Annotated in this window: 25 protein-coding genes, 1 tRNA gene and 1 other annotated feature; of the genes, 18 read left to right on the top strand and 8 right to left on the bottom strand. The window is 34.9% G+C overall.

Going from position 1 to position 24,942, the window contains the following annotated elements; translation table 11 throughout:
- Nucleotides 1-115 precede the first annotated feature (115 nt).
- The 5 genes from mnmE to rpmH all read right to left on the bottom strand — a co-directional run bounded on the left by mnmE (nucleotide 116) and on the right by rpmH (nucleotide 3,963).
- Complete coding sequence (gene mnmE, locus E3U55_RS09775; protein ID WP_134340247.1) at nucleotides 116-1,492, bottom strand: tRNA uridine-5-carboxymethylaminomethyl(34) synthesis GTPase MnmE; 1,377 nt, start codon at nucleotides 1,490-1,492, stop codon at nucleotides 116-118.
- Nucleotides 1,493-1,851: 359 nt separating this feature from the next.
- Entirely contained in the window at nucleotides 1,852-2,475 is a 624-nt protein-coding gene (gene jag, locus E3U55_RS09770; protein WP_134340246.1) for an RNA-binding cell elongation regulator Jag/EloR, read from the bottom strand.
- Nucleotides 2,472-3,245, bottom strand: coding sequence for a YidC family membrane integrase SpoIIIJ (gene spoIIIJ, locus E3U55_RS09765; RefSeq protein WP_134340245.1), 774 nt, complete (start codon nucleotides 3,243-3,245; stop codon nucleotides 2,472-2,474). Before spoIIIJ ends, jag begins: the two co-directional genes overlap by 4 nt.
- Nucleotides 3,246-3,382: 137 nt before the next feature.
- Nucleotides 3,383-3,724, bottom strand: a complete 342-nt coding sequence (gene rnpA / locus E3U55_RS09760; RefSeq protein WP_134340244.1) for a ribonuclease P protein component — start codon at nucleotides 3,722-3,724, stop codon at nucleotides 3,383-3,385.
- Nucleotides 3,725-3,828: 104 nt separating this feature from the next.
- Entirely contained in the window at nucleotides 3,829-3,963 is a 135-nt protein-coding gene (rpmH, locus tag E3U55_RS09755; RefSeq protein WP_134340243.1) for a 50S ribosomal protein L34, read from the bottom strand.
- A 633-nt stretch (nucleotides 3,964-4,596) separates the two neighbouring features.
- On the opposite strand from rpmH, the gene dnaA reads away from it, so the two are divergent.
- The 12 genes from dnaA (at nucleotide 4,597) to serS (ending at nucleotide 19,760) form a co-directional block, all read left to right on the top strand.
- Entirely contained in the window at nucleotides 4,597-5,943 is a 1,347-nt protein-coding gene (gene dnaA / locus E3U55_RS09750) for a chromosomal replication initiator protein DnaA (protein ID WP_134340242.1), read from the top strand.
- Nucleotides 5,944-6,119: 176 nt separating this feature from the next.
- Entirely contained in the window at nucleotides 6,120-7,262 is a 1,143-nt protein-coding gene (dnaN, locus tag E3U55_RS09745) for a DNA polymerase III subunit beta (protein WP_134340241.1), read from the top strand.
- Between the two features lie 349 nt (nucleotides 7,263-7,611).
- Entirely contained in the window at nucleotides 7,612-7,836 is a 225-nt protein-coding gene (yaaA, locus tag E3U55_RS09740) for a S4 domain-containing protein YaaA (protein WP_134340240.1), read from the top strand.
- A gap of 12 nt (nucleotides 7,837-7,848) precedes the next feature.
- The gene (gene recF, locus E3U55_RS09735; RefSeq protein ID WP_134340239.1) at nucleotides 7,849-8,967 is read left to right on the top strand and encodes a DNA replication/repair protein RecF; all 1,119 of its coding nucleotides are present in this window, start codon (nucleotides 7,849-7,851) and stop codon (nucleotides 8,965-8,967) included.
- Nucleotides 8,968-8,977: 10 nt separating this feature from the next.
- The gene (gene remB / locus E3U55_RS09730; protein WP_134340238.1) at nucleotides 8,978-9,268 is read left to right on the top strand and encodes an extracellular matrix regulator RemB; all 291 of its coding nucleotides are present in this window, start codon (nucleotides 8,978-8,980) and stop codon (nucleotides 9,266-9,268) included.
- A 43-nt stretch (nucleotides 9,269-9,311) separates the two neighbouring features.
- Entirely contained in the window at nucleotides 9,312-11,240 is a 1,929-nt protein-coding gene (gene gyrB / locus E3U55_RS09725) for a DNA topoisomerase (ATP-hydrolyzing) subunit B (RefSeq protein WP_194840866.1), read from the top strand.
- 142 nt (nucleotides 11,241-11,382) lie between these two features.
- On the top strand, nucleotides 11,383-13,878 hold the full coding sequence (gene gyrA / locus E3U55_RS09720; RefSeq protein ID WP_407644113.1) for a DNA gyrase subunit A: 2,496 nt from the start codon (nucleotides 11,383-11,385) through the stop codon (nucleotides 13,876-13,878).
- A 204-nt stretch (nucleotides 13,879-14,082) separates the two neighbouring features.
- Nucleotides 14,083-15,180 carry an HD-GYP domain-containing protein gene (locus E3U55_RS09715; RefSeq protein ID WP_134340236.1) on the top strand — a complete coding sequence of 366 codons (1,098 nt, stop codon included), beginning with the start codon at nucleotides 14,083-14,085 and terminating at the stop codon, nucleotides 15,178-15,180.
- A 157-nt stretch (nucleotides 15,181-15,337) separates the two neighbouring features.
- Nucleotides 15,338-16,657 carry a serine hydrolase gene (locus E3U55_RS09710; protein WP_134340235.1) on the top strand — a complete coding sequence of 440 codons (1,320 nt, stop codon included), beginning with the start codon at nucleotides 15,338-15,340 and terminating at the stop codon, nucleotides 16,655-16,657.
- 21 nt (nucleotides 16,658-16,678) lie between these two features.
- Nucleotides 16,679-17,563 (top strand): pyridoxal 5'-phosphate synthase lyase subunit PdxS, encoded by an 885-nt coding sequence (gene pdxS, locus E3U55_RS09705; protein ID WP_134340234.1) that lies wholly within the window; start codon nucleotides 16,679-16,681, stop codon nucleotides 17,561-17,563.
- Nucleotides 17,564-17,574: 11 nt separating this feature from the next.
- The gene (gene pdxT, locus E3U55_RS09700) at nucleotides 17,575-18,168 is read left to right on the top strand and encodes a pyridoxal 5'-phosphate synthase glutaminase subunit PdxT (RefSeq protein ID WP_134340233.1); all 594 of its coding nucleotides are present in this window, start codon (nucleotides 17,575-17,577) and stop codon (nucleotides 18,166-18,168) included.
- A 31-nt stretch (nucleotides 18,169-18,199) separates the two neighbouring features.
- Nucleotides 18,200-18,415 (top strand) — a binding site (T-box leader).
- 64 nt (nucleotides 18,416-18,479) lie between these two features.
- Nucleotides 18,480-19,760 carry a serine--tRNA ligase gene (serS, locus tag E3U55_RS09695; protein ID WP_134340232.1) on the top strand — a complete coding sequence of 427 codons (1,281 nt, stop codon included), beginning with the start codon at nucleotides 18,480-18,482 and terminating at the stop codon, nucleotides 19,758-19,760.
- Between the two features lie 48 nt (nucleotides 19,761-19,808).
- Here serS and E3U55_RS09690 read toward each other — a convergent pair whose 3' ends face one another.
- Nucleotides 19,809-19,991, bottom strand: a complete 183-nt coding sequence (locus tag E3U55_RS09690) for a hypothetical protein (RefSeq protein ID WP_134340231.1) — start codon at nucleotides 19,989-19,991, stop codon at nucleotides 19,809-19,811.
- Between the two features lie 413 nt (nucleotides 19,992-20,404).
- Here E3U55_RS09690 and E3U55_RS09685 point away from each other — a divergent pair.
- From E3U55_RS09685 to E3U55_RS09675, 3 genes are all read left to right on the top strand, one after another.
- Nucleotides 20,405-20,497 (top strand) — tRNA-Ser (locus tag E3U55_RS09685).
- Between the two features lie 162 nt (nucleotides 20,498-20,659).
- A complete protein-coding gene (locus tag E3U55_RS09680) occupies nucleotides 20,660-21,598 on the top strand; it encodes a M23 family metallopeptidase (protein WP_194840865.1) in 939 nt (312 codons plus the stop codon).
- A 14-nt stretch (nucleotides 21,599-21,612) separates the two neighbouring features.
- Nucleotides 21,613-22,041 carry a bactofilin family protein gene (locus tag E3U55_RS09675; RefSeq protein ID WP_134340229.1) on the top strand — a complete coding sequence of 143 codons (429 nt, stop codon included), beginning with the start codon at nucleotides 21,613-21,615 and terminating at the stop codon, nucleotides 22,039-22,041.
- A gap of 39 nt (nucleotides 22,042-22,080) precedes the next feature.
- On the opposite strand, the gene E3U55_RS09670 is transcribed toward E3U55_RS09675, so the two are convergent.
- Together E3U55_RS09670 and E3U55_RS09665 are read right to left on the bottom strand one after the other, a co-directional pair.
- The gene (locus tag E3U55_RS09670) at nucleotides 22,081-22,749 is read right to left on the bottom strand and encodes a deoxynucleoside kinase (protein ID WP_134340228.1); all 669 of its coding nucleotides are present in this window, start codon (nucleotides 22,747-22,749) and stop codon (nucleotides 22,081-22,083) included.
- Nucleotides 22,746-23,393 (bottom strand): deoxynucleoside kinase, encoded by a 648-nt coding sequence (locus E3U55_RS09665; protein ID WP_134340227.1) that lies wholly within the window; start codon nucleotides 23,391-23,393, stop codon nucleotides 22,746-22,748. The genes E3U55_RS09670 and E3U55_RS09665 overlap by 4 nt, the downstream gene beginning before the upstream one ends.
- A gap of 175 nt (nucleotides 23,394-23,568) precedes the next feature.
- Between E3U55_RS09665 and E3U55_RS09660 the strand changes: the two genes are divergently transcribed.
- The 3 genes from E3U55_RS09660 to E3U55_RS09650 all read left to right on the top strand — a co-directional run bounded on the left by E3U55_RS09660 (nucleotide 23,569) and on the right by E3U55_RS09650 (nucleotide 24,880).
- Nucleotides 23,569-24,147, top strand: coding sequence for a CotY/CotZ family spore coat protein (locus E3U55_RS09660; RefSeq protein ID WP_134340226.1), 579 nt, complete (start codon nucleotides 23,569-23,571; stop codon nucleotides 24,145-24,147).
- Between the two features lie 145 nt (nucleotides 24,148-24,292).
- Nucleotides 24,293-24,553: a metal-sensitive transcriptional regulator gene (locus E3U55_RS09655; protein ID WP_134340286.1), complete on the top strand. Its 261-nt coding sequence runs from the start codon at nucleotides 24,293-24,295 to the stop codon at nucleotides 24,551-24,553.
- 99 nt (nucleotides 24,554-24,652) lie between these two features.
- Nucleotides 24,653-24,880, top strand: a complete 228-nt coding sequence (locus E3U55_RS09650) for a sulfurtransferase TusA family protein (RefSeq protein WP_134340225.1) — start codon at nucleotides 24,653-24,655, stop codon at nucleotides 24,878-24,880.
- The last annotated feature ends 62 nt before the right edge of the window (nucleotides 24,881-24,942 follow it).

Below are 24,942 nucleotides of genomic sequence, written 5' to 3'. Positions count from 1 at the left end.
CAGCAAAGAAGCTATTTCAATGTAGTAGCCTGGCTCGAGCCGTGCCCGCGGAAAGCGTCCACCAGAAGCGAATCTCCATAACAACAACGGTATTAACAGTATTTTTTTAACTATTCTATTTCCCTAAACAGAATTGGGAGAATAACTGGTCGATTAATGATTCATGAACATTATCGCCAATAATTTCACCTAATAACTCCCATGAACGTGTGATATCGATTTGCACAAGATCTAGTGGCATATCCATTTCAATGCCGTTAAGTGCATCATCTAGAGCAGATTCGGTTTGCTCTAATAATTGGATATGTCGCACATTCGATACATAAGTTAAGTCAGCAGAATCTAATTCGCCTTCAAAGAACGTATTTGCAATGGCTTCTTCTAACTCATCTATCCCTTGTTCCTGTAGTAGTGATGTCGTAATAACCGGCATATCACCAGCAACTTCTTTCACAGCATTCATATCTATTTTCTGATCTAAGTCTGTTTTATTTACTAATACGATAACATCCATACCTGCTGCCGCTTCAAATAATGCTCGATCTTCTTTCGTAAACTCTTCATTACCATTTAAAACAAGCAGAATTAAATCTGCATCTTTCAAAGCCTGCCTTGAACGATCAACACCGATTCTTTCAACAATATCCTCTGTTTCACGAATACCTGCTGTATCAATCAATCGTAATGGCACGCCTCGCACGTTAACGTATTCTTCTATCACATCACGTGTTGTACCTGGGATTTCAGTTACAATAGCTTTATTTTCGTGTGCTAATTTATTTAATAAAGAAGACTTACCTACATTAGGACGACCAATAATCGCAGTCGCAATACCTTCTCTTAAGATTTTACCTTGTTTAGCCGTTTGCAAAATCTTTTGGACTTCCTTTTTTACATGTTTAGTTTTCTCAATTAAAACGTCATGAGTCATTTCTTCAACATCGTCATATTCTGGGTAATCAATGTTCACCTCAACATGAGCAACTGTCTCAATTAACTCCTGACGTAATTCACGAATAAGACCAGACAAACGTCCATCCATTTGTTTTAACGCAACGTTCATCGCACGGTCTGTTTTAGCTCGAATTAAATCCATTACCGCTTCGGCTTGAGATAAGTCAATTCGACCATTTAAGAAGGCACGCTTTGTAAACTCACCTGGTTCTGACAGACGAGCCCCTTCTCTTAATATAAGTTGCAAGACACGGTTTACTGAAACCATTCCACCGTGACAGTTTATCTCAATGATATCTTCACGGGTGAAGGTTTTTGGACCTCTCATTGTAGTAACCATGACTTCTTCAACTAACTCATTTGTTTTAGGATCAGTAATATTTCCGTAATGAATGGTGTGTGAATCAACTTGAGTTAAATCTTTTCCATTAAATACATGATTAGCAATTGAAAATGCTTCATCTCCACTTAACCTGACAATTGCAATAGCTCCTTCACCAATTGGTGTGGATATTGCTGCAATGGTATCTTGTTCCATGACCTTCACCCCTTTCTAGTTATTTTCCTAACTTAAAACATTAACATAATTCACAAGAAAAGAAAAGATATATATTTCGCTAATATTTTCCTTTACAAACCTTTAATATAGGTACTCCAAGTTACACATTATGTAATACTCACTCCAAAAAATATCCGGAAACTCTATTAGCTTGTCCGGAAAAATGGGTGGATTAAGATTTATCGACACAATATGACAAGAGTTCATCAGTAAAAAGCTCCGGAAAAGTTTATTTTTTGTCCGGTTAACTTAATAATTCACTTAAAGATATGCACATTTCCCAAACATTTAAACATAATCAGTAAAAAAGACCTCCCAATAAGGAAGGTCTTTGTGTATTAATTATTTGGTTTAATAACAATATAACGATTCGGGTCTTTACCTTCTGAAAGTGTAGAAACGTCGCTGTGGTCATGCAAGGCTGTGTGAATAATCTTTCGTTCAAATGAAGGCATTGGTTCAATTTTTACATCTCGTTTAGTACGGATCGCTTTACTAGCTAATTTTTCAGCTAACTGATATAGAGTCTCTTTTCTTCTTTCGCGGTAATTCTCAGCATCTACAACTACAGTCATATATTCACCGGTGTTGGCTTTATTAACTGCTAAATGAGTTAAATACTGTAAAGCATTTAGCGTTTGTCCGCGTTTACCTATAAGTAGACCTATTTTTTCTCCAATTAACTCATACACCAATTCTCCATTACGCTCAGTTGATTTAACCTCAACCTCTACACCCATTTCATGAGCTACGCCTTGTAAGAATTGCTGCCCTTGCTTTAGTAAATCAATTTTTTCTTGAACTTTTACATAAGCACGTTTGGATCCAAACACACCTAGTAAACCTTTTTTACCCTCATCAATCACATCTACATTAACTTGTTCTTCTGTAAGACCTAATTGACGAAGTGCATTTTCTTTTGCCTCTTCAACTGTTTGACCACTAGCCGTTATTTCTCTCACTTTTTCGCTCCCCCATTATCTTTTTCAAATTGTTTCATCATTGGTTTACGAATAAAGATTGATTGTGCAATCATAAATAAGTTACCTACTACCCAGTAAAGGGCTAATGCTGATGGGAAGAATAAAGCAAATCCACCAATCATTAGTGGTAATAAGTATAACATAATTTGCATTTGAGGGTTAACACTAGCTGAAGTACCAGCCATCATAATCTTCTGTTGTATATAAGTTGTTGCCATTGTAATTAAAGCTAAGATAATACTTGGTTCACCTAATTCGAACCAAAGGAAACCATATTCTTTAATAGCAGGCGTACGCATAATCGCATGATAGAACGCAATTAAAATCGGCATCTGCACTAATATTGGTAAACAACCAGCTAACGGGTTAACTCCATGTTTTTGGAATAATGCCATCGTTTCCTGTTGTAGTTTTTGTTGAGTTTGCTGATCTTTAGAAGAATATTTCTCTCTTAAAGCTTGAATCTCAGGCTGTAATAATTGCATTGCTTGAGATGATTTTAATTGTTTTACGTTTAATGGCAAGATTAACGTACGAAGTAAAATCGTAACAATAACAATTGCTAAGCCATAACCGTGGAAGAAAATATCTTCAGCTATATAAGTTATTAATTGTGATAAAGGCCATACAAAATATTTAGCCCATATACCTTCAGTATCCTCAGTAATTGGTTGATTAACATCCATACATCCTGATAGTAGGACTGCTATTCCAACTAATGCTAAAATTAAAAACAGTCTTTTACGCACTTTCTATTTCCTCCTAACCAAGTCCCAGAGATTATATAATATATGTAAATACATTAATAATCTATGTTTCAATACTAAAACTCTATTTAGTATTTTAGCACTTCTTATATGTTTATTACCATAAGAAATTCAATCATTTAATGACGAAACATGTTAGTTTTTTTTAATACGTGAGTTAAACTCTTTTTTATTTCATTAAATGTCATTTGATTTGTAGGTTTTCTAGCAATAATAATGAAATCGTAATCAGGTCTAATACGGTCTTCCATATCTATTAATGCGTGTCGTAAATACCGCTTAATTTCATTTCGTTTAACAGCATTACCTATTTTCTTCCCTACTGATAAACCCACTCTGAAATGACTTTGATCTTTTTTATTAAAATAGTATAAAACTAATTGTCGATTGGCAAAAGATTGTCCACGTCTAAGAATTTTTTGAAACTCTTCATTCTTTTTAATACGATATTCTTTCTTCAATTCAATCATCCATTCTCTTACGCTACCTTTATAGGATAACCCCAAAACAGGCAGATTAAAATCCTCAAAACTGAAAAAAAGACCACTGATTATGTTTCAGTGGCCTAAGCAGAAAGAACTTTTCTTCCTTTTTTACGACGGCGAGCTAGAACATTACGTCCGTTTTTCGATTTCATTCTAGCACGGAAACCGTGTACTTTACTTCTTTTACGATTATTTGGTTGATAAGTGCGTTTCATGATTTACACCTCCTGAAGATTTTCATACACGTTGTATCAATATTTCAAAAAACAGTCCAAATTAGTATATAAAATTTTAGTACTTGATGTCAATATTTCAACGCATATTTCATTGTAATGCATAAGCGATTATAACACAAGTGCTTATTTTATCCACAGCTAACATGAATAGATTTTATTTAATTTTTATTATCCACATCATTATTCGACAAAATACCCACAAATTCAACAGTTGTGGATAGTATTTTTAAACATGTATGTTCAGTGTGTGGATAACTATTTTAAAGCATTGAACTAAAAGTCATCTTCTGATATGATTATATTATTAAATTAGTGGATAAGTCGTACACACTTTGATACTTTTCCACAGATTGTTAATAAAATGTGGATACTTAATCACATGCTGTTTAGTATTTTATGCACAATGTTGTGGAATTTGTCGATAGATATTCAGAAGTTCTGATATCATTCGATAAAATTATCCACATTCATTTTTTGTGCGTCTATATCAATTTTTGTGCCTTAATTATTATTTTATGGTTAAGGTGTTTTATTTTGGTTAAAACAGATGTGTATAACCCAGTAATACATTAGTGATCGAGCAATTACTGGCTCAACAAGGGAGTGAACTAGGTGGACAATATTTCAGAAATATGGACTAAAGCTTTAGCAGAGATAGAAAAAAAAGTTAGTAAACCAAGTTTTGATACTTGGCTAAAATCGACTGAAGCAAAATTTGTAGAAAATGACCATATCATTATCGCAGCCCCCAATGAGTTTGCGAGAGATTGGTTAGAGAATAGTTATTCTAAATTAATTGCTTCAACTATATATGACATTACTGGTTCAGAGTTACGACCTAAATTCATCATTCCGGAAACCGAGGATATTGATGAACCTATGAATCAGCCTCTTAAGAAAATGAATGAGTTAAAATCAGACAACTCTTCTTCAAAAACAATGCTCAATTCAAAATATACATTTGAGACATTTGTTATTGGATCAGGAAACCGATTTGCACATGCTGCCTCTCTTGCAGTAGCTGAGGCTCCAGCAAAAGCCTATAACCCTCTATTTATTTATGGTGGGGTTGGTTTAGGGAAAACTCACCTAATGCATGCAATCGGGCATTATGTTATTGATCATAATCCATCCGCAAGAGTCGTTTATACAACTTCTGAGAAATTTACCAATGAATTTATTAATTCCATTCGTGACAATAAAGCCATTGACTTCCGCAATAAATACAGAAATGTGGACGTGCTATTAATTGATGATATTCAGTTTTTAGCTGGAAAAGAACAAACTCAGGAAGAGTTTTTCCATACGTTTAATACATTACATGAAGAAAATAAACAAATCGTTATCTCAAGTGACCGTCCACCAAAAGAAATACCAACATTGGAAGACCGCTTACGATCTCGTTTTGAATGGGGATTAATTACTGATATTACCCCTCCAGATTTAGAAACGCGTATTGCTATATTACGTAAGAAAGCCAAAGCTGACGGATTAGATATTCCAAACGAAGTTATGTTATATATCGCGAATCAAATCGATACAAACATTCGTGAACTAGAAGGTGCATTAATTCGTGTTGTTGCCTACTCATCATTAGTTAATGAAGATATTGATGCCTCTTTAGCAGCGAGTGCATTAAAAGATATTATACCTAATTCAAAACCAAAAGAAATTACCATTAAAGGCATTCAAGAAATCATCGGTGAAAAATATCATGTTCGTTTAGAAGATTTTGCTGCTAAAAAACGAACAAAATCCGTTGCTTTTCCAAGACAAATTGCCATGTATTTATCTAGAGAGCTGACAGATTTCTCTCTACCTAAAATAGGTGAGGAATTCGGTGGTCGAGATCACACGACAGTTATTCATGCTCATGAGAAAATTTCTAAAATGATGGCAGCTGATATTCAACTTCAAAGAGAAATTGATGATTTAATTGAAACTATTAAATCTAATTAGACTGTTAACATGTGTATAGATTGTGCACATTTATAAACAGGTTATCCACATGTGAATAACTCGACAAACACAACTTAAATTAGAGTTATTCACAAATTAACAGGACCTACTATTACTGTTACTATATTTCTATATAAAATAAATAAATATATAAACGATGTTCATAGGAGGGCATTATGAAAATATTAATCGAACGCGAACCGTTAATGGCAAGTATTCAAAACGTCATGAAAGCAATATCTTCAAAAACAACAATACCTATTCTTTCAGGTATTAAACTAGAAGCTAATGATCAAGGAGTTAAATTAACTGGAAGTAATTCTGATATTACGATTGAATCTATTATTCCTAAAGAAGAAGATGGCGTTATTAATATTCATGAAATTATTCCTGGACAAATCGTTGTTCAAGCCAAGTTTTTACCAGAAATTATTAAGAAATTACCTAATAACCAAGTAGAAATTGATGTAGATGACGATCTAAATCTAAAAATAAAATCAGGTCATGCTGAATTTAAATTAAATGGACAAGATGCTGAAGAATATCCACAATTACCGATGCTACAAACTGAAAACAGCTTTGACTTACAAATTGATTTATTAAAAATGCTGATTCGTCAAACCAATTTTGCAGTATCAGTATCTGAAACTCGTCCTATATTAACTGGAGTTCATTTGAAGTTAGAAGAAAATCTTTTGGAGTTAGTGGCTACTGATAGTCACCGCTTAGCTTCAAGAAAAATTTCTATGAACGATGCGGAAGAACTATTTTTTAACAATGTTGTTATTCCAGGTAAGAGTTTAAGTGAGTTGAATAAAATTCTAGATGAAACTCAGGATACGATTCAAATTAGTGTAACGGATAACCAAATCTTATTTAGAACGAAGAATGTTTATTTCTTATCTCGATTATTAGATGGTAATTATCCAGAAACATCACGCTTAATTCCGAATCAGAGTAAGACTGTTGTAAAAGTTAATTCAAAAGAATTAATTGAATCGATTGATCGTGCGAGTTTATTAGCAAAAGATAATAGAAATAATATTGTTAAATTAGTGACAAAAGGGCAAAATACATTACAAATCACAAGTAATTCACCGGAGATTGGTCATGTTGAGGAAACTTTAGAAACAGATTCTATTGATGGTGAGGAATTGAAAATATCGTTTAATGCTAAATACATGATTGATGCTTTACGTGCAATTGATAGTGATAAAGTGTCAATTAACTTCACTGGAGCGATGAGACCATTTGTGATTCGTCCAGAAGAAGATGATGAACAAATCCTGCAACTAATCACACCAGTAAGAACTTATTAATATTCAAAATAATTATTGGGCTACTTTTTTAAAAGTTGTTTTTAATGAAAATTATTAATTTTTATTGAAGTGATAAGCAGTTGAAAGACACGAAGACTCCTGAGGGAAAAGCAACAGCTGAAGACCCCACAGTGAGCGATAGCTCACGAGGAGGCTGAAGCGTTGCCCACGGAAAGCGAAGTGTCTTTCAACTGCGACACTCGGAAAACAACAACTTATTTGAAAGAGCTATTATTATAAGACTGAACGATTGTTTGAACTTGTATTCAAATCGTTCAGTTTCTTTTCTTATAACCAAATTTTTAGTAAAATAAACTTACATGGAATTTAAATTAAAGAAGGTGGAAAAATGCCTGAAATTATTGAAATAGATACAGAAGAAATTACACTTGGTCAATTTCTCAAATTAGCAAATATCATTGATTCTGGAGGAATGGCTAAAGTATTCCTTAAAGAATTCGATGTTTATGTGAACGGTGAACTTGACGATCGCCGAGGACGTAAATTAAAAGTCGACGATATCGTTGAAATTGACGAAGTAGGAGCGTTTCAAGTCGGACGAGCTGAAGATTAGAGGAGTTACTTCATGTATATTGAAGAATTAACGTTAACCAATTATCGCAATTATGATAAACAAAAAGTTGTTTTTGATAAAAAAATCAACGTCATTATTGGTGAAAACGCTCAAGGTAAGACTAATTTGATGGAAGCCATCTATGTATTAGCCTTTACCAAATCACATCGTACACCCCGCGATAAAGAATTAATCAAATGGGATGCAGAGTATGGTAAAATAGAGGGACGGGTCTTAAAACGAAATCAATCAATCCCATTAGAAGTTATTTTCTCAAATAAAGGGAAAAAAGCTAAATTTAATCATATAGAACAAAAACGCCTCAGCGAATATATTGGTGCAATGAATGTCGTAATGTTTGCACCTGAAGATTTAAATTTGGTTAAAGGGAGCCCTCAAGAACGTCGTAAATTTATTGATATGGAAATTGGTCAAACCCAACCTGTTTATATTTATCATTTAGGTCAATATCAAAGAATTTTAAAAGAACGAAATGCATTATTAAAGGATCTTCAACGCAAACCAAATGCAGATTCAACGATGTTAAAAGTTTATACAGATCAATTAATAGAACACGCTAGTATTATCCTGGAAAGAAGATTTCAATTTTTACAGAAATTAAGAAAATGGGCTCAACCAATTCACCAGGGGATTAGTCGTGGGAATGAACAGTTAAATATTGATTATGATGCAAGTATAGACGTATCAGAAGACGTGAATTCGGAAAAAATAAGAATAGTTTATGAGGAACATTTTAATCATATTGAACAAAAAGAGATTGACAGGGGAACAACCTTAGTTGGTCCACACCGAGATGATTTAATTTTTTATGTGAATGATAAAAATGTTCAAACGTATGGTTCACAAGGACAACAGCGAACGACAGCCCTATCTCTTAAATTAGCAGAGATTGAATTAATTTTTGAAGAAGTAGGAGAATATCCAATTTTATTACTAGATGATGTATTAAGTGAATTAGACGATTATAGACAATCTCATTTATTAAATACCATACAAGGTAAAGTACAGACATTTGTAACCACGACGAGCATAGATGGAATTGCTCATGAGACCATTAGTGAAGCTGAAATTTTTACGATTCACGAAGGTCAATTAGTAGAGGAAAGGTGAGGGATGAACGTTGTTTATACATATTGGAGATGAAAATGTAATACGGTCCAAAGAAGTCATTTCAATTATTGACTATAGTTTATTTCACTCCTCATCGATTATTGAAGAGATGATTTTCAAACAAAGAGAAAAAGGGAACGTTTCAGATACTTCTTATGAAGAAGCTAAATCGATTGTCATTACGACCGATCATATTTATTTTAGTTCCCTATCCGTTTCTACATTAAATCGGAGAGCGCAATTGTCTTATAAGTTAGATAAAGTCGATGATATAACAGATTCTTATGAACTGGAAGACTAAAGATATGAAGCTAGTAATTCAATAGGAAAATGAAGGTGAGATCATGGCGATGGAAGATAATATGAACGAACAAAATGATTATGGTGCTAGTCAGATACAAGTACTAGAAGGCTTGGAAGCGGTTCGTAAACGCCCAGGTATGTATATTGGTTCAACTAGTGAAAGAGGTCTCCACCACCTCGTTTGGGAAATTGTCGATAATAGTATTGACGAAGCATTAGCTGGATATTGTGATCATATTCAAATCATCATAGAGGAAGATAATAGCATAACTGTTATTGATAATGGACGTGGAATTCCAGTTGACTTACATAAAAAAGCTGGCAAACCAGCGTTAGAAGTTATTATGACGGTTTTACATGCTGGTGGTAAGTTCGATAGTGGAACTTATAAAGTGTCGGGTGGTTTACATGGTGTAGGTGCCTCTGTAGTTAATGCGCTATCAGAAAGCTGTGAAGTGTATGTCCACCGTGATGGGAATATTTATTACCAAAAATATACTCGTGGTGTCCCAAATGAAGAAGTGAAAGTCATTGGAGAAACGGATATTACGGGTACAAAAACTACTTTTAAACCGGATCCGGAGATTTTTACTGAAACGCAAGAGTATCAATACGATCAATTATTACATCGTACGAGAGAGCTGGCTTATTTAAATAAGCAGCTTCGCATCTCAATTGAAGATAAACGTGTGGAAGATCAAGAGCCTGAACATTTTTATTATGAAGGCGGTATTGCTGAATATGTTGAACACTTAAATCGTAAACGTGAAACGTTACATGAACCGATTTACGGTGAGAGTGAAATGGATGATATTACTGTTGAATTCTCTATTCAGTACAACGATGGGTTTGCTAGTAATATTTACTCATTTACCAATAATATTCACACAGCTGAAGGTGGAACCCATGAATCAGGGTTCAAAACGGCGTTAACACGTGTGATTAATGATTACGCTAGAAAAAATAGCTTATATAAAGAAAACGATCCTAATTTAATTGGTGATGATGTTCGTGAAGGGTTAACAGCAATTATTTCTGTTAAACACCCTGATCCTCAATTTGAGGGACAAACTAAAACTAAATTAGGGAACAGTGAAGTTCGTACGATTACGGACCAGATTTTCTCTGAGAAGTTTTCACAATTTTTATTTGAAAACCCTAAAACTGCCAGACGAATTGTTGAAAAAGGGTTAATGGCCTCACGAGCAAGAATTGCTGCAAAAAAAGCACGTGAAGTGACTCGACGTAAAAGTGCACTAGAAGTATCAAGCTTGCCAGGTAAATTAGCAGATTGTGCTTCTAAAGACGCGGCTATTAGTGAAATATACATCGTTGAGGGTGACTCAGCAGGTGGTTCAGCTAAACAGGGACGTGATCGACATTTTCAAGCGATTCTTCCTTTAAGAGGTAAAATCATTAACGTAGAAAAAGCACGTTTAGATAAAATTTTATCTAACAATGAAATTCGTGCGATGATTACAGCATTAGGTACAGGTATTGGAGAAGAATTTGATATTGAACAATCACGTTATCATAAAATTGTGATTATGACTGACGCAGATGTCGATGGTGCACATATTCGTACGTTATTATTGACGTTCTTCTACCGTTATATGCGTCCTTTAATTGAACGTGGTTATATTTATATTGCACAGCCACCTTTATATCAAATTAAGCAGAATAAAAACCTTTATTATGCTTATAACGATAAAGAAATGGAACGTATGTTATCAGAGCTTCCAGCGTCACCAAAACCGAATTTACAGCGTTATAAGGGTTTAGGTGAGATGAACCCTACTCAATTATGGGAAACGACAATGAATCCAGAATCTAGAACACTCCTGCAAGTAAAGCTAGAGGATGCAATGGATGCTGATGAAATTTTTGAAACTTTAATGGGTGACCAAGTTGAACCGAGACGTGATTTCATTGAACAGAACGCCCAATACGTTCAAAACTTAGATATTTAATTAGATGGCAATTGATATGGGAAATAATGAGCACAAGTACTCCATGAATATGAGATATTCTTGTGCTCGTTTGACCCAAGGGAGGTAATGACGGTTGGATCAACAACGACCAAAAGTAGAAGAAATTAATATTAGCAATGAGATGAGAACGTCCTTTTTAGATTATGCAATGAGTGTAATTGTCGCTCGTGCACTACCTGACGTTCGTGATGGATTAAAACCCGTACATAGACGTATTTTATATGCAATGCATGATTTAGGGATGCATGCAGATAAAGCTTATAAGAAATCAGCACGTATCGTAGGTGAAGTAATCGGTAAGTACCACCCACACGGTGATTCTGCTGTATACGAAGCTATGGTACGTATGGCTCAGGATTTTAACTTTAGAAATATGTTAGTGGATGGTCATGGTAACTTTGGTTCTGTCGATGGTGATGCTGCAGCAGCTATGCGTTACACGGAAGCTAGAATGTCTAAATTATCGATGGAATTATTAAGAGACATTAACAAAAATACAATTGACTACGTTGAAAACTATGATGGCTCTGAAAAAGAACCCGTTGTATTACCGGCAAGATTTCCTAACCTTTTAGTGAATGGCGCAGCTGGTATTGCCGTAGGTATGGCAACCAATATCCCACCTCATCAATTAGGTGAAGTCATTGATGCCGTATTAGAGTTAAGTCGCAATCCAGAGATTACGATTGAAGAGCTAATGGAAGATTTCATTCATGGACCAGATTTTCCAACTGGTGGATCGATTTTAGGTCGTAGTGGTATTCGCCAAGCTTATCAAACTGGTAAAGGCTCTATAACAATCCGCTCTAAAGCAGATATTCATGAAGAGTCCAATGGAAAGACCTCAATTATTGTGACAGAAATCCCGTATCAAGTTAACAAAGCAAGATTAATCGAAAAGATTGCTGAGTTAGTACGAGATAAGAAACTAGAAGGGATTACTGATTTACGTGATGAGTCTGACCGTGAAGGTTTACGAATCGTCATTGAATTAAGACGTGATGCAAATGCGAATGTTGTTTTAAATAACCTTTATAAACAAACAGCTTTACAGACTTCATTTGGTATTAACATGTTGGCACTTGTTAATGGTCAACCAAAAGTATTAAATATTAAGCAGACGTTAAACCATTATTTAGAACACCAAAAAGAAGTCATCGTTCGCCGTACACAGTATGAGCTAGATAAGGCAGAAGCCAGAGCTCATATTTTAGAAGGTTTACGAATTGCTTTGGATCATCTGGATGAAGTGATTGAGCTTATTAGAAAATCACAAACCACAGATGAAGCTAGAGATGGCTTAATGTCACGTTTTGGTTTATCTGAAAAACAAGCTCAAGCTATTTTAGACATGCGTTTACAACGTTTAACTGGTTTAGAGCGTGAAAAGATTGAAAATGAATATAAAGATGTTATGGAATTAATCGGAGAATTAAAAGCTATTTTAGCTGATGATGAAAAAGTATTAGAAATCATTAGAGAAGAGCTATTAGAAATTAAAGAACGTTTCAATGATACCCGTCGTACTGATATTGCAGTAGGTGGAACAGATTTCATTGAAGATGAAGATCTAATTCCTGAAGAAACGGTGATTATTAGTTTAACTCATCGTGGTTATATTAAACGATTACCTGCTACAACGTATCGAGCACAACGTCGTGGTGGTCGAGGAATCCAAGGTATGGGAACCAATGATGAAGACTTTGTCGAACATTTACTGTCTACATCAACCCATGACACCTTATTATTCTTCACCAATAAGGGTAAAGTATATCGGGCAAAAGGTTACGAAATACCTGAATATGGTCGAACCGCAAAGGGTATTCCACTCGTTAACGTCCTACAAGTTGAAAAAGATGAGTGGGTAAATGCCGTAATCACGGTTAAAGAATTTGAATCAGATTGGTACCTGTTCTTTACCACAAGAAAAGGGTTATCTAAACGTACAACATTAGAGAAATTTGCAAATATTAGACGTGGTGGTCTGCGTGCGATTAACCTTAGAGAAGATGATGAATTAATCTCTGTAAAATTAACAGATGGCGATAAAAACATCATGATTGGTACGAAAAATGGTTTATTAATACGTTTTAACGAAGATGATGTTCGTTCAATGGGTCGAACAGCTTCAGGTGTAAAAGGTATTACTTTACGTGAAGATGATGAAGTTGTATCTATGGAAATTCTTGACCCTGGAATTGACGTATTAACCGTGACATCCAAAGGTTATGGTAAACGTACGCCAGAAGAAGAGTATCGTTTACAAAACCGTGGTGGTAAAGGTATTTTAACGTGTAAGTTAAATGATAAAAATGGCAATGTAGTAGCGGTTAAACCAGTTACAGGTGAAGAAGATCTCATGTTAATGACTGCTAGTGGCGTTCTGATCAGAATGTCTTCAGAATCAATTTCAACAACAGGTCGTAATACTCAAGGTGTTAAATTAATTCGCTTAGGCGAAGAAGAAGAAGTAGCGACAGTAGCTCGTGTTGAAAAGGAAGATGAAGAAGAAATCGAAGAAGTGAATGAAGATGGACCACCATCTGATCAGGAGTCAGAAGAGACTACTGAAGAAAATGTTGAAGAACCAACAAATGATACAGAAGATGATGAATAAAAACAATTATTGTAAGGAAAGCTCGTCAATTTGGCGAGTTTTCTTTATAATTAACCATAAGAAGATTTAAATCATTGTATATGTTGAAGATTTTGGTCGATATAATATATAGCTAATAGCGGGCTTACTGGCCTTTACATCTAGAAAGTATACTTCGAAAGACTATAAATACATTCACGAAGGTTTGGGAGAGGGGAATTTTCTATGAAAGTTAAACCAAAACAATTAGTCCCCGGGTGTTTAGTCACAAAAGATGTGATGGGGAAAACAGTATTTCCTATAGTTCCAAAAAATACTGTTATTGAACCTATTCACATTAAAGTTTTAACAGACTTCCAAGTGCCTCAAATTGATGTCGCGAATCGATTGGTTAACGGTGATCCATTCCAAGTTGAGGAAGTCGAAAATACAATAGAAGTAGAACCAAAAGAAAAAGAAGACAACCGAGAAGAATGGTCTTTTTATGAGCATTATGTCTATGCCGTTAAAGAGACTATGAACCTATTTAAAAATTGGAAAGATCAGCCAAGATTAGATTTGAAAAAAATTAGACAATTGATTCAACCTCTGGTCCACATTGGAGAAAGTAATTCAGAAGTTTTAATGGAGCTTCACCATTATACCGATAAAAATGATTATTTTTATCATCATATTGTAGCAGTACCCGTGATTGCTTCATTTATAGCAAAGAAGCTTGGTGTTGATTCAAATGAACGTAAACAGATTGCATTAGCGGCATATTTATGCGATATAGGTATGTTAAAAGAAGATGTTCATTTATATAAAAAAGATGGTGTCTTAACGAACCAAGAATATGAACGAGTAAAAAGACACCCTGTGTTATCTTATCGATTGATTGAACACGAACCATACTTGAATAAGAGTATAAAAGTAGCAGTGTTACAGCATCATGAACGATTGGACGGCTCTGGTTATCCAGTGGGAGTTCAACATGATAAACTACATAAATATGCAAGAATCATTGCAGTTAGTGATATGTTCCATGCGATGACTTCTGAACGAATCTATCGAAAAAAACAATCACCATTTAAAGTTATTGAAGAAATGATGAATCGACAATTTGGTAAGTTGGACATGAAAATTGTTAAAGCCTTAGTAGATTCCATTGTATACTTTTCAAACGGTACGAAGGTTAGGTTGACTAACAATGAAGTCGGTGAGATTGTATTTATTGATCAAAAGAACCCTACCAGACCGATGATTAAAAAGGTAGATAATCAGGAAATTATTCATTTACTAGAGCACAATGAATTATATATAGAAGAGGTTCTTATGAACTAAAATGATTGATTACAATAGACCATTAGTAGAGTTTATGACTTTGCTAATGGTCTTCTTCTATCATTTTTAATAATTTGTCTAAATTACCAATGAGATTGAGCAAAAATTCATGTATAATTGAAATCGTGAAAGATACATAAGATGGGGGAAGACAGAGATGAAAAGAGAATTTCGTTTAGTTCGATTATTACTAATCATGATTTTAACGTTTAGTACGTTTTTTATAAATCCACACTTTTCAGAAGCAAGCACTTTTGATGTGGAAGCTGAATCTGCAATTATTGTGGACCAAGAGACAGGAGAAATCCTGTATGCTAAAAATCCAGATATTGCATTACCACCAGCTAGTATGACGAAGATGATGACAGAATACTTAGTACTAGAAGCTATTGAAAATGGCACGATTTCTTGGGATACAACAACTCAAATTAGCCAATATGCCTATGATATTTCTGCTAATTATTTATTTTCTGGTATTGGGTTAACGATGAATAAACCTTATACAGTTAAAGATTTATATGATGCAATGGTTATTAATTCTGACAACGCTACCACTATTGCACTAGCAGAATTAATTGCTGGGACTGAAGGCGAATTTGTTAGAATGATGAATGAAAAGGCTGAAGAACTTGGATTAACAGATTATAAGTTCGTTAATTCATCGGGTCTAAATAACAGTTCATTAGGCGAGAATTACCCAGATGGTACAGATCCTGAGGCTGAAAACTTAATGTCTGCTCGTGATACAGCTAAATTAGCATACCATCTAGTAAATGATTATCCGGAAGTTTTAGAAACATCTAAAATACCGCGCAAAGAATTTGACGGGCAAGTCATTGAAAATTATAACTGGATGTTGCCTGGAATGGGTGAAGGTGTTGCTTCTTTTACTTATGAGGGGTTAGACGGACTAAAAACTGGACATACAGAATTAGCAGGATATACATTTACTGGAACAGCGAAACGTAATGGCCAACGTTTAATTACAGTTGTTATGAAAACTGAGAGTAAATCAGAACGTTTTAACGAAACTCGAAAATTAATGGATTACGGTTTTAACAATTTTAAAACGGTAACGCTATTTGAAAAAGGCCATCAAATAGAGGGTGAATCTACTATCACCGTTAAAAAAGGTAAAAAAGATGAAGTGCAAATCGAGTCTAGTCAAGCTATTGAAACAATGATTAAAAATGGAGAAAAAGAGAATTACTCCGTTAAATATGAATTGAATGAAGAAGTTTTAACAGATGACGGTACATTAGTTGCTCCAGTAGAAAAAGATCTAGAAGTCGGGAAAATGGTTCTAACTTATAAAGGTCAAGATGAGTATGGTAATATAAGTGGGGATGATGAAATCTCAGTTCCTCTAGTAACAACTGAGGATGTTGAAAAATCAAATTGGTTTATGCTAATGCTACAAGCCATAGGAGATTTTTTCGTTAACTTATTTGTAAGCATCAAAGGGTTATTTGCTTAAAAATTTTAGGGGGTTCATAACATGAGTAATGTAGGTACTAACAGAGTTAAAAGAGGTATGGCAGAAATGCAAAAGGGCGGCGTTATTATGGACGTTGTCAATGCAGAACAAGCTAAAATAGCAGAGGAAGCGGGCGCTGTTGCTGTTATGGCACTTGAGCGTGTACCGTCTGATATTCGTGCAGCTGGTGGAGTAGCACGTATGGCTGATCCAACGATTACTGAAGAGGTGCTAAATGCAGTATCGATTCCAGTAATGGCTAAAGCGCGAATTGGACATATTGTTGAAGCAAGAGTTCTAGAATCAATGGGTGTTGATTATATTGATGAGAGTGAAGTATTAACGCCTGCGGATGATATTTATCATATTAATAAAAATGATTACACGGTACCATTTGTTTGTGGTTGTCGTAATCTAGGTGAAGCTGTACGCCGTATTGGTGAAGGTGCATCAATGTTACGTACTAAAGGTGAGCCTGGAACGGGTAACATCGTTGAAGCTGTTCGTCATATGCGTGAAGTTCAAAAGCAAATCAAAGAAGTTTCCGCTATGGCTGAAGATGAATTAATGGTTTATGCCAAAGAACATGGTGCTTCTTATGAAGTATTATTAGAAATTCGTAAAAACGGAAGACTTCCAGTTGTTAACTTTGCAGCAGGGGGTATTGCAACTCCTTCTGATGCAGCATTAATGATGCATCTAGGCGCAGATGGCGTGTTTGTTGGTTCAGGTATTTTTAAATCTGATAACCCTGCAAAATTTGCACGTGCAATTGTAGAAGCAACAACACATTATGATGATTATGAATTAATTGGACAACTATCTAAAGATCTTGGTACAGCAATGCCTGGTATTGAAATGAACACTCTAGGTGAACATGACCGTATGCAAGATCGCAGTGAATAGAGGTAATAATTATGCTTACAATCGGAGTTTTAGGTTTACAAGGTGCTTTTCGTGAGCATAAACAATCAGTAGAAGCATGTGGACACGAAGCAATCATTGTAAAGAAAAAAGAGCAGTTAACTGAAATAGATGGTTTAGTTTTACCGGGTGGGGAAAGTACCACGATGAGACGGTTAATTGATAAATATGATTTCTTCGATGCTCTTCGTCAATTTGAGCAATCAGGAAAGCCTATATTTGGCACATGTGCAGGCTTGATTTTATTAGCTAAAAAAATTAATGGACAAGCTGACGCTCATTTAAAGTTGATGGATATGGTCGTTGAACGAAATGCTTTTGGTCGCCAGAGAGATAGCTTTGAAACTCAATTAGAAATTAAAGGTGTTGCTGATGATTTTGAAGCTGTATTTATCCGAGCACCGTTCATAGCTGAAGTAAAAGAAAATACAGAAGTTTTAGCGACTTATCAAGATAAAATTGTAGCCGCACAACAAGGTCAATTTCTAGCAGCTGCATTTCACCCAGAGTTAACAGATGACCATCGTTTAATGCAGTATTTTATTGATCAAGTTAAAAAAAATAAATTAAAACTTGCTACAAATTAAAAAAACGGTTATATTATGAGTAACAAAATTATGAAATGCATTGATAGGAATTAGTAATAAGCTTGTTTTTAACAGAGAGCTGGTGGTTGCTGTGAACCAGTAAAAACAGTTTATGAATCCATCCTTGAGCAGATTAGCTGAACTTATAAGTAGGTTAATCCGGTAAGCGCCGTTAAAGCTTTCCGAGTTGGAAGAATTCTATTCTTCAACAAGGGTGGTAACGCGGGTATATCAACTCGTCCCTTTCTTTAAAGGGGCGAGTTTTTTGTTTTTGATAAAAATAATTCGATATAATATAAGGAGGACTAATCATGCTTGATTTAAAGTATCTACGCCAAAATTTCCAAGAAGTTAAGCAAAAGCTAAGTAAGCGAGGAGAAGACTTAACAGACCTAGACCATTTTGAAGAATGGGACCAGAAACGACGTGAGCTTATACAAGAAACTGAAGAATTAAAAGCTCGTCGTAACGAGGTTTCTAAAGAAATCTCTGCTTTAAAGAAAGAAAAGAAAGATGCAGATCATATAATTAAAGAAATGCGTGAAGTTGGAGACCGCATTAAAGAATTAGATGAACAATTAAAAGAAGTAGAAGAAAAGCTAAACGAACTACTTCTATCTATTCCAAATATTCCACATGAATCAACACCCGTTGGAGAAGATGAAGACGATAATGTTGAAGTAAGGCAGTGGGGAGATGTTCGCAAGTTTGATTTTGAAGAAAAAGCACACTGGGATGTCGCTACAGATTTAGACATTGTAGATTTTGAGCGCGCCTCTAAAGTTACAGGAAGCCGCTTTGCCTTTTATAAAGGTGTAGGTGCTCGCTTAGAACGTGCATTAATTAACTTTATGATGGATTATCAAGTGGATGAGCATGGCTATGAAGAAATGATGCCACCACAAATGGTTAATACTGAAAGCTTAAAAGGTACAGGTCAGTTCCCTAAGTTTACAGAAGACGTTTTTAAACTTGAGGACTGGGATTATTACTTAATTCCAACTGCCGAAGTTCCAGTAACTAACTACCATCGTGATGAAATCTTAGGTGTTGAAGATTTACCGAAAAAATTCGCAGCATACAGTGCTAACTTCCGTTCTGAAGCAGGCTCAGCTGGCCGTGATACACGTGGTCTTATTCGCCAACACCAATTTAATAAAGTTGAATTAGTACATCTCGTAAAACCTGAAGATTCTTATGAGACATTAGAAGTTTTAACTGGACACGCAGAGAAGATTCTACAACTACTTAAATTACCATACCGTGTCATGAGCATGTGTACAGGTGATTTAGGATTTACAGCAGCTAAAAAATATGACATTGAAGTTTGGATGCCAAGCAGTGATACTTACCGTGAGATCTCTTCTTGTTCAAACTTTGAGGCTTTCCAAGCAAGACGTGCAGGAATTCGTTTCCGTCGTGAAGCTAAGTCTAAGCCAGAGTTTGTTCATACATTAAACGGATCAGGATTAGCTATAGGACGTACTGTAGCGGCTATTTTAGAGAATTATCAAGAAGCTGATGGTTCTGTAACGATTCCTGAGGTTTTAAGACCATATATGGGTAATAAAGAGCGTATTGAAATTAAATAAATGAGTTCTAATAAATGAGCGCTTGGGTTATCCCAAGCGCCTTTTATATTAAGTGTTATTAGTATTTAGTTCATTAAGTTGCTTTTCTAATTTTTTAATTAGTTTTTGGTTTGATTGAGTAGTTCCATAAAGAATTCCTATAAATCCCCCTAAAATAATACCTAGGACTCCCATAAATAAAAAACCTAAAACCACTCCTATGATTAAATATAAAAAGTTTAAATATGACATCATTTCACCCCATGTTGTTGCATTAAGAATAGTTATGTAATGTTGTTATTACTATTTTCAATAATATCACGATACCAATTGCTCGTTACATCCATTATTAGGAAAAGAGAGATTTTACTTACAAGTATCAGTTATTTTGTAAACATCCAAATAGTTTATGGGGAAAAAATAATTTTTATGGGGAATTTATTTAATATATGGGGAAAATTTTAATTTTATGGGGATTTATTTAAAAATATGGGGAAATTCTTAAATTTATGGGGAATTAGCCCAAATGACACTGGGTGACAAGTTCAAATCCTTACCTATACTAGGTTAATTACAAGCTATAAACTTACAGAAAATAAAGAAATCTATTAAATGTATTGCACGGTGTCGATTCCTGTGATATATTTATTTTTGTCAGCTCACACGGAGGAGTACCCAAGTCCGGCTGAAGGGAGCGGTCTTGAAAACCGCCAGGGGCTTCACGGCCCGCGGGGGTTCGAATCCCTCCTCCTCCGCCATTATACATATTTATACAAAAAACTAGTCATGGTTACACAATGTAACCATTTTTTTATGTCTTTTTTTAAATTTAGGTTAAAAAATTCTTAAAAATATTCTATAATTTAATAAAGTATGTGACAAAATAAAGAAAAATGAGTGCGAGTAGGGAGCACGAGTTAATGAATTTGTTTAAAAGATGGCGAATAGTTGTAATGTCTGATGCCGATAAAGGGATCAAACAATTCTCTTTACCCAGAATCTTTTTATTCGGGTTTATCACAATTTTTATTTTTGCTTTATTAAGTGTCGGGTTAACAATACATATGATTGAAACGCTTAGTGGTGAAAACCAAACCTTAGAAACATCTTTAGCTGAAGCGAATGGTCAAATCGAGAAACAGAATGAAGACCTTAATCAATTTGAACAAGATCGTTTAGCTATTGAAAACAGGTTAACTGAACTTAAGACATTAGAAGAGCAGTTAAAAGAGATGATTACAACATTAAATCCAGAAAGGTTAGCTGAATTTAGTGATGGACCAAAAGGCGGTCCAAGTGATGATTTTGGTATTGTACAAACTTCACTGGATAAACAACTATCTTCCTTTGGAGACTATTCATCTATAAGAAAAGAAGTACCACAACTTATAGAAAAATATGAAGTGGCTATTGAGGAATTAGGATCGGTAAAAGAACAGCTTAAAGAAGTTCCAATTTATTGGCCGGCTGATAGTGAACGAATTACGTCTGAATTTGGTACAAGAACAGATCCTTTTAGAAAGGACGAGTCTTTTCATGGTGGATTAGACTTAGCAGGACCATGGGGGACAAAAATTTATGCCTCTGGTGACGGTGTGATTGAATTATCAGGACGTAACGGACCTTATGGTTTATCTATTTTAATTGATCATGGTAATTCATATAAAACACGATATGGACACTTAGCACGATTACATGTTAAAGAAGGCGATCGTGTCAAACAAGGTGAACTTATTGGATTAATGGGTTCAACAGGGCGGAGTACCGGTGTGCATTTACACTATGAAGTTTTAAAAAATGGCGAATTAGTTGATCCATATCCATACATGACGTTTATTCAAAGAGTATTAAATCAATAAAAGGTGGTTACAAGATGCGTTCAAAACAAGATAAAAAGTTAGATAATGTTGATACGATTATTGGTGCTGGAACTGTTTTTAAAGGCGATGTTGATTCAGAGGCTAGTATTCGTGTGGATGGCACGGTTGCAGGAACAGTTAATTGTAAAGGTGATGTGGTGATTGGACAAGACGGTCAGGTTGATGCAGAAGTAAAAGGCCGTAATATTACTGTTGCAGGTACTATAAAAGGTAATGTAACATCACAAGAGACATTGAAAGTAGAATCTACTGGTAAACTGCTAGGCGATGCAAAAATGGCCACTTTAGTCATTGATGAAGGCGGCAAATTTGATGGACATAGTTCCATGGGTTCTTCAGATGCGACAAATGAAGAGAAACAAGACAAGAAAGAAAAGCAAGATAAAAATAAGAGCAATAAGAAAAAAGATAAAGCTTCATAATAAAAAATACCGGTACGTGACAGCCACGTACCGGTATTTTTATACTTTTAAAAGATTTCTAGATGTTTGAATCGTATTTCCTACACGCTCTAAAATAGGTTCAATAGAGTCTTCATTATTGAATAAATCATAATCATTAATATTAACTCGCATCACAGGGCATGTATTGAAATTATTAATCCACTCTTCATACCGATTATACATTTCTCTCCAATATTCAACAGGCGTGTCTTGTTCCATTTTTCTACCGCGACTTTTCAAACGATCTAAAACGTCGTCAAACGAGCCTTCTAAATAAATCAGTAAGTCAGGGTGAGGGAAATAAGGTGTCATGACCATAGAATCGAACAGATTCTTGTAAGTTAAATAATCTGTTTCAGTCATTGTACCTTTTTCACGATGCATTTTTGCAAAAATCCCTGTATCTTCATATATTGAACGGTCTTGTATAAACCCGCCACCGTATTCAAAGATTCTTTTTTGTTCTTTGAAACGTTCTGCTAAGAAATATACTTGCAGATGAAAACTCCAACGCTCGAAATCTTTATAGAATTTATCTAAATATGGGTTACCTTCTACTTTTTCAAATGAGGTGCGAAAACCTAACGCATCTGCTAAAGCATTCGTCATAGTTGATTTACCAACACCTACTGTCCCTGCAATCGTAATGACAGCATCGTTTGGAATCCCGTATTTATTGACCTTCATGTCACAACTTCCCCTTTTTGAATATGCTTTTCAACCTCGGACAATATATAATCTAAATCTTCTTGATGTTTAACAAAATCTAAATGATCGCCGTTTAATCTGATGACAGGTATGTTAGGGTTACTTCTTTCAAATTCATCCATAAATTGATCGTAGTCTTTAGACAATTGTTCAAGATATTCAGGTTGAATGTTCTTTTCTACTTCTCTGCCACGCATGCGGATACGCTCTAGAAGTGTGTCTAAGCTTGCATGTAAATAAACCATTACATTAGGTTTAGGCATATCATCCGTTAATGTATGGAAGATTTGTTCGTATTTATCAAACTGCTTTTGGTTCAGTGTCCTTTTAGCAAATATCATGTTTTTAAAGATATGATAATCAGAAACAACTGATTTGTTTTGCATTAAATAATGCTTCTCTATGTCTTCTAGTTGTTTATACCGATTACACAAGAAAAACATCTCAGTCTGAAAACTCCACTCTTCAATATTGTCGTAAAACTTACCTAAGAATGGATTTTCTTCGACAATTTCTTTAAGTAAATGATAGTAAAAATGCTGGGCAATTTTATTAGATAAAGAGGTCTTGCCAACACCTATAGGCCCTTCTACCGCAATAAAAGGTACATGATATTCCCCCATATGTACTCCTCCAATGACTATATCATTTCTATTATTCCATGATAACAAATTTCGACTCTCATTTGGGTATATTTATCACATTTTAAAAATCCAAAAATATCTAGCAAAAACCTATACACTTTTTCATTAGAGACATATTTTATAGTGTAACCACGAAAAGAGAGGTGAAATTAAAATGTTTGATGATCACAAAGATGATTTTGATTGTAAAAAGAATAAATGTGTGTGTAAAACTGTAAGAAAAATCGCAGCAGCACAAGACGAAGTAGCAGGTTTAGGTGATTGTGAAGTAGGTTGTAAGCAGTCGATTAATGATCTTTTATCACCTGCCGGTACTGGAAACAGAAACGATACTATTCCTTTCATTCTATACTGTAAAGGAACTTGTCATCCATTCATAGGTAGTGGGGTATTACAAGGAACTACAGGAATGGGTGGGGATGGTCGCCCAGTCTTCCGTTGTTTTGAATCTCCAATCTTCCGAGTAAATAGAGTTCATAAAGACTGCTGTGCTGAAATTGAATTATTACTGCCAGTAACAAGAGGTGGTTCTACGCCTGGACCTGGTGGAGATGAGGTATGTGATTACTTCCCTGGTAACTCAATTGCAGCTTTACAACGCACAGGTATCTGTATCAAAGTAGACTTATGTGACTTCTCTGGCATTTCTTGCTTAGAGCCGACACGCGTAAGACCAGTTTCTGAATTTGATCAAAGAGACAGTGAAAAGCATCACGACCGTCACGACGACTAATACCACCTAACTGATATCGCTTCATAGCGGTATCAGTTTATTTTTGTTTGACAATATACCTTATGGGGTATATGATGTATATGTAACATCAAAAAACAAACAATAGTTTTGCGTTGTATCAAGCTTTGAGAGGAGGATTTTTATGATGGAATACGATGCAAAGGTTAAAAATAGAGTAAAACGTTTAGAAGGTCAATTACGCGGTGTCCTTCGTATGATGGAAGAAGGAGCAGATTGTAAAGAGGTTATTACTCAGTTATCAGCAAGTCGTACAGCGATTGATCGTACAATTGGAGTAATAGTTAGTAATAACTTAATTGAATGTGTTCAAGATGCTCAGGAAAATGGCGAAGACACAGAAGATAGAGTAAAAGAAGCAGTGAACTTGTTAGTCAAAAGCCGATAATAAAAAATTATTTTAAGCTATTGACGAATTTCATATTATATTATAATATACCCTACGGGGTATTTAAAATAATAATTAATTTCTTAGGAGGAATTTATAATGGATATTAATAAAACTTTAGATGCAAAAGGCCTAGCATGCCCAATGCCAATTGTGAAAACTAAAAAAGCAATCGAGGACATTGACAGTGGTCAGATCTTAGAAGTAGTTGCTACAGATGCAGGTGCGAAAAGTGACTTAACAGCGTGGTGCAAATCTTCAGGTCATGAACTAGTAGACATGAATGAAGATGATGGCGTATTTACTTTCTATATTAAAAAAGGATAAATTTTTTTGATTGATAATATACCTATGCGGGTATAAGTGATTGTGGGACCTAGTTAATGTAC

It is taken from the genome of Filobacillus milosensis (assembly GCF_004402015.1).
GTDB classification, from domain to species: Bacteria; Bacillota; Bacilli; order Bacillales; family Alkalibacillaceae; genus Filobacillus; species Filobacillus milosensis.
This window is presented reverse-complemented; position numbering and strand designations above follow the sequence as displayed.

Excerpts from the sequence above, each read along its gene's own strand:
- E3U55_RS09675 (WP_134340229.1), top strand. The coding sequence starts at position 21,613 with ATGCGTTCAAAACAAGATAAAAAGTTAGATAATGTTGATACGATTATT.
- E3U55_RS09670 (WP_134340228.1), bottom strand. The coding sequence starts at position 22,749 with ATGAAGGTCAATAAATACGGGATTCCAAACGATGCTGTCATTACGATT.
- rpmH (WP_134340243.1), bottom strand. The coding sequence starts at position 3,963 with ATGAAACGCACTTATCAACCAAATAATCGTAAAAGAAGTAAAGTACAC.
- E3U55_RS09715 (WP_134340236.1), top strand. The coding sequence starts at position 14,083 with ATGAAAGTTAAACCAAAACAATTAGTCCCCGGGTGTTTAGTCACAAAA.
- gyrB (WP_194840866.1), top strand. The coding sequence starts at position 9,312 with ATGGCGATGGAAGATAATATGAACGAACAAAATGATTATGGTGCTAGT.
- E3U55_RS09710 (WP_134340235.1), top strand. The coding sequence starts at position 15,338 with ATGAAAAGAGAATTTCGTTTAGTTCGATTATTACTAATCATGATTTTA.
- E3U55_RS09690 (WP_134340231.1), bottom strand. The coding sequence starts at position 19,991 with ATGTCATATTTAAACTTTTTATATTTAATCATAGGAGTGGTTTTAGGT.
- E3U55_RS09650 (WP_134340225.1), top strand. The coding sequence starts at position 24,653 with ATGGATATTAATAAAACTTTAGATGCAAAAGGCCTAGCATGCCCAATG.
- dnaN (WP_134340241.1), top strand. The coding sequence starts at position 6,120 with ATGAAAATATTAATCGAACGCGAACCGTTAATGGCAAGTATTCAAAAC.
- gyrA (WP_407644113.1), top strand. The coding sequence starts at position 11,383 with ATGAGAACGTCCTTTTTAGATTATGCAATGAGTGTAATTGTCGCTCGT.
- E3U55_RS09660 (WP_134340226.1), top strand. The coding sequence starts at position 23,569 with ATGTTTGATGATCACAAAGATGATTTTGATTGTAAAAAGAATAAATGT.
- recF (WP_134340239.1), top strand. The coding sequence starts at position 7,849 with ATGTATATTGAAGAATTAACGTTAACCAATTATCGCAATTATGATAAA.
- yaaA (WP_134340240.1), top strand. The coding sequence starts at position 7,612 with ATGCCTGAAATTATTGAAATAGATACAGAAGAAATTACACTTGGTCAA.
- E3U55_RS09655 (WP_134340286.1), top strand. The coding sequence starts at position 24,293 with ATGGAATACGATGCAAAGGTTAAAAATAGAGTAAAACGTTTAGAAGGT.
- mnmE (WP_134340247.1), bottom strand. The coding sequence starts at position 1,492 with ATGGAACAAGATACCATTGCAGCAATATCCACACCAATTGGTGAAGGA.
- E3U55_RS09680 (WP_194840865.1), top strand. The coding sequence starts at position 20,660 with ATGAATTTGTTTAAAAGATGGCGAATAGTTGTAATGTCTGATGCCGAT.
- E3U55_RS09665 (WP_134340227.1), bottom strand. The coding sequence starts at position 23,393 with ATGGGGGAATATCATGTACCTTTTATTGCGGTAGAAGGGCCTATAGGT.
- serS (WP_134340232.1), top strand. The coding sequence starts at position 18,480 with ATGCTTGATTTAAAGTATCTACGCCAAAATTTCCAAGAAGTTAAGCAA.
- pdxS (WP_134340234.1), top strand. The coding sequence starts at position 16,679 with ATGAGTAATGTAGGTACTAACAGAGTTAAAAGAGGTATGGCAGAAATG.
- pdxT (WP_134340233.1), top strand. The coding sequence starts at position 17,575 with ATGCTTACAATCGGAGTTTTAGGTTTACAAGGTGCTTTTCGTGAGCAT.